2 protein-coding genes are annotated in these 4,784 nt (G+C 60.4%); both read left to right on the forward strand.

What is annotated here, in order from left to right; all coding sequences use genetic code 11:
- Positions 1 to 2,170, forward strand: a 2,170-nt coding sequence (gene pglX / locus ASG91_RS19980) for a BREX-1 system adenine-specific DNA-methyltransferase PglX (RefSeq protein ID WP_157606450.1), incomplete at its 5' end; no start/stop codon positions are given.
- Between the two features lie 14 nt (positions 2,171 to 2,184).
- Positions 2,185 to 4,665, forward strand: a complete 2,481-nt coding sequence (gene pglZ / locus ASG91_RS19985; RefSeq protein WP_235545818.1) for a BREX-1 system phosphatase PglZ type A — start codon at positions 2,185 to 2,187, stop codon at positions 4,663 to 4,665.
- The last annotated feature ends 119 nt before the right edge of the window (positions 4,666 to 4,784 follow it).

Below are 4,784 nucleotides of genomic sequence, written 5' to 3' on the forward strand. Positions count from 1 at the left end.
GAGGGCCGACACGATCGAGTGGGCACGGCGCGCCATGCGGCAGGCCGAGTACCTCGCTCCTCGGTACTCCGTGGTGGTTGCAAACCCGCCCTACATGGGCAGTGGAAACATGGGTGCCCTTCTGACGGAGTATGCCAAGCTTGAGTACTCGAACGCCAAGGCGGACCTCATGACGATGTTCATGTGTCGCGGGCATGACTTGGTCCGTCCGAATGGTTACTGGGCGATGATTGACCTCCCGTCGTGGATGTTCTTAACAACGTTCTCGGCATTCAGGCGCTGGCTGCTGCGCGAGTGCTGGATGCAGTCACTGGTGCACCTGGGTCGCGGCGTCTTTGGATCCGATTTTGGCTCGGTGGCCTTCGTGTGCAAGCGGGCCGCAACCGACGTAGGCAGGGTAGGGGTCTATCGGCGTCTTTTTGAGGAGCACGTCGACGTGCGGGCGAACGACAAGATCCAAGCCCTATTTCTCGATTCCAGCTATAACCGATTCGAGTTGGCTCAGACGTCCTTCACCCAACTTCCTGGCGAGCCGATCGCCTACTGGTTGTCAGAGCCGCTTCGCAAAGCGTTCTCGTCACACCCGGCGTTGAACTTGTCTGTCTCGCCGAAGCAGGGGATCAAGACTGGCAACAACGAGCGCTTCTTGCGTTACTGGTTTGAGGTAGGACAGGACAACCTAGGGCGCAACATCTTGAGCCGCGAGGAAGCATTGGCATCGGGTCGACGATGGTTCCCCTGCCAGAAGGGCGGCCAGTATCGGCGGTGGTACGGGAACGACGAGTACGTCGTCAACTGGCACAAGGACGGCGACGAGATCCGAAATCTCCGAGACGAGGGCAGTGGGAAGTTGCTCTCTCGGCCACAAAACCTGGACTGGTTGTTCAAGGGCGGTGTGACTTGGGGAACAATTTCGTCGGGACCGAGTTCATTTCGGGTCTGCCCGCCCGGCTCAGTCTCAGAGTCAAAGGGCGCGATTGCATACTCCTCTCACGAGCGCCAAACCCTTGCTGCGCTCGGCCTTCTGAACTCGTCTGTGAGTGCTGCCTTGCTCGCTGCGATCTCTCCGACGGTCGACTACGGCGAAGGCGCTGTCGGCAAGCTGCCGTTCAGCAGCGATCTCTTCGACTCAGAGCTCGAAGATGCCGTTCGGAGATGTATCGCGATATCCAAGGCGGACTGGCTGGGGTCTGAGACAGCCCTGGGCTTTGTTCGGAATGAGCTCGTAGCTAGAGCGGAGCCCACCGCACCACTCACATCGCTGGTGGAAGAGGTCCGCCAATGTTCTGCTCGTTCCTCCGAGTTGCTGGAGAAGGCAGAAACGGAGGTCAATCGACGCGTTGCAGTCATCTACGGCCTTGAGGATGAGGTCAAGATCGACGTTCCTCCTCATCGGGTCTCGCTCACAGCGAACGACGCATTCAGATACGGCGAAGGTCGGGCGAGGAACGAGTACAACGCCTTGGCCCGTGCTGACCTGACCAAGGACCTCGTCTCCTACGCTGTTGGCTGCATGTTCGGGCGCTACAGTCTTGATGAGCCGGGCCTGATCCTTGCCGATCAGGGTTCGACGTTGCGTGATTACCTGGCGAAGGTCCCGGCGCCGGTCTTCATGCCGGATGCGGACAATGTCATTCCGATCGTGGATGGTGACTGGTTCGAGGACGACATTGTGGAGCGGTTCCGTCAGTTCCTTCGGGCCGCGTTCGGCGAGCAGCACTTCGAGGAGAATCTGCGGTTCGTCACCGATTCGCTGGGAGTGAAGAGCCTGCGCGACTACTTCGTGAAGTCCTTCTACAAGGATCACGTCCAGCGGTACAAGAAGCGTCCGATCTACTGGCTGTTCTCCAGCCCCAACGGATCGTTCAACGCCTTGATCTACATGCACCGCTACACGCAGTCAACTGTCCCGACGGTGCTTAATGAGTACCTCCGCGAGTTCCAGGGAAAGCTCAAGCCCAGCCTCGAGCACACAGAACGTTCCAACAATGCCAAGGAAGCCGACCGCTTGCGCAGGGTGCTTGTTGAGCTGGGCGAGTATGAGCACGACGTGCTCTACCCGCTGGCATCACAGAACCTCGCCATCGATCTCGACGACGGGGTGAAGACGAACTACCCCAAGTTCGGTGCCGCCCTGAAGAAGATCCCCGGCCTGGAGACGACGGAATGAACGAAATAGGCCCCGTGAAGCCGCACCTGGAGCGGCGTTTCCTCGATCACCGCATCGTGATTTGGCACGACCCTCAGGGACAGTACGCCTCCGACATCGAAAGTCTCGACCTACCCGGGGTCACGACGCTGCGCGTCGGCAACGACGAGTACGGCATCAAGTACCGAATACTCCAGGAGCAGCCCGACGACAAGGTCCTCGTGTATCGCTCGGGTGGGGTGCCGGCCGGCATCGGCAACTGGTTGCTCGATCTGGAACTGGCATACGGCGTCTTCACCGCCGACCGCAGCTCCCTCGTCTCCCAAGAGCTCGGACTGATCGCCGACGGCATCGACGAGGTCGTGCAGGAGCACGAGAAGTTCTTCAACGTGAGCAAGCGCGTGCAAAGCCTCAAAGTTCTGCTTTCGCCCGAGGACGACCCGGCCAGGCTCCTCGCCAAGATGTCCGCGGTCTTGCTCGGCCAGAAGGACCACACACTTGAAGAGCTGACACGGGCACTTCTGTCCGAGAACGCGAGCGGTAAGGCCGCTAAGTACAACGCCCTTGTCGAATACGGCCTGGCCAGCTTCTTTTGGCGAGGGGTAGAGGCCATCTACGGCTACAAGTCGAGCGCCCCGACCATGGACGACTTCATACTCTGGATCTTCAAGGTCGCGGAGCGGGACTTCGCCGATATAACGTCTGGGACGCTGCACAACCTGCGTCGCGACTTCGGAAGCTGGCGTTTCCATCCGCTCAGTAGCGCCGCGATGCTGCAACTGGCAAGACGGGCCGAAGTCGACTCTGTCTATCCAGACCGGATCCGCGGAACGTCTTTCCGGGACCTGCTGCATCAAGACCTGTTCGAGGAGACCGACCGGCAGATCATTCGTGACCTCTCGGCCGCGGTGGCCGGTGAAACGGTATCGGCGCGTGAAGTCGCCGAAGTTGTAAGTTTTCGTCAGCGCAGCCTGTGGATCAGCAAGTACCGCAAGCTGTACTTGGCCATTGGCGCAGCCGCTGAGCTTCTGGCAAGACTCAACAGTGTCCATATCGCCTGCACGTCCATCGGCGACGCCGTCGAGCGCTATCGCAACGATTGGTTTCGCATAGACCAGCTCTACCGGCAGTTCACGTACGCACGGCGTACCTTCGAGGGGTCGCACCCGCTCGATTCGTTGCGCGATAAGGTCGAAAAGCGCTACACGAACAAGTTCGTCTACGAATTGGGCAATGCTTTTCAGCAGCAGGTGGACACAGCCGAACTGTGGGCATCCTCGACGGTGCGCCCTCAGCGGTCATTTTACGGCGACTATGTCGACCAGCTCGTTCGCGAGGATAAGAAGGCTGTCGTCATCATTTCCGATGCTCTTCGCTACGAGGTTGCCGAAGAACTCGGCTCGCGCATCCGCCAGGAGGACCGCTTCGACGCCGACCTCGAAGCCGTCCTCGGTGTGCTGCCTAGTTACACCCAACTCGGCATGGCGGCACTGCTTCCGCACCGGAGCCTCAAACACTCAACGGACGGTAAGTCTGTGCTGGCGGACGACAGGCCGACCAACGGCACCGCTTTCCGCAAGAAGATCTTGGAGTCCGTGGGTGGCACCGCAATCCAAGCCGAGGACTTCAAAACGCTCAGCGCCGAGGAGCGGCGCGATCTCTTCAAGAATAGTCGCGTCCTCTACATCTACCACGACGTCATCGACGCCACCGGGGACAAGCAGGGCACCGAGCGGCGCGTCTTCGAGGCGGCCGAGCAGGCGTTGCGCGAGCTGGTCGACCTGGTGAAGAAGGCCGCCAACGCCAACGCCACCAACATCTTCGTGACCGCCGACCATGGCTTCCTGTTCCAGGACGAGGAGCTGCCTGAGCAGTTCTTCCTGTCGGAGGCGCCGCAGGGCGACAAGATCCTCGTCAAGAACAGGCGCTACGTCCTCGGGCACGGCCTGAAGGTCGATGCCGCCTTCACTACGTTCACCTCGGGGCAGCTCGGACTCGAGAGCGACATCGAGGTGCAGATTCCCAAGTCGATCCACCGGCTTCGGCTGGCGGGCGGGGGTTCGCGCTTCGTCCACGGCGGCGCGACCTTGCAGGAGGTCGTCGTGCCCGTGCTCGCCGTCAACAAGAAGCGCAGGAGCGACACGCGGCTAGTGAACGTCAAGGTGCTGCCCGACACTGACAAGATCACCACCGGCCAGCTCGTCGTAAAACTGTTCCAGTCCGAAGTGGTCAGTGACAAGGTCCAGCCCCGGGTGTTGCGGGCTGGCCTGTACGTCGGCGAAACCCTCATCTCCAGCGACCCGCAACCCGAGCTCACCTTCGACTCGCCCTCGGCCGAACCACGCGACCGCTACCAAAGTGTCCAGTTGCTCCTCAACAAGGACGCGAACGACTACAACAACCGCGCCGTCGAGTTCCGCCTTGAAGAACGAATCCCCAACACGAACCAGTGGCGCGTTTACGAGAAGGCGATGTACACGCTCAAGCGTTCCTTCACATCGGACTTCGAATTCTAAGGATTGATTGGTTTGCAGATAGTAGCTCTGAAGTCTTTCGCGGTGTGGGCGCGCAAGGAGCTCTTGCGCGAGGTCGGTGCGCGGGTGAGTGCTGTGTTGGCGCCGGGTTCTGCGGAGCG

The organism is Phycicoccus sp. Soil802 (genome assembly GCF_001429605.1).
In the GTDB taxonomy this organism is placed as follows: domain Bacteria; phylum Actinomycetota; class Actinomycetes; order Actinomycetales; family Dermatophilaceae; genus Pedococcus.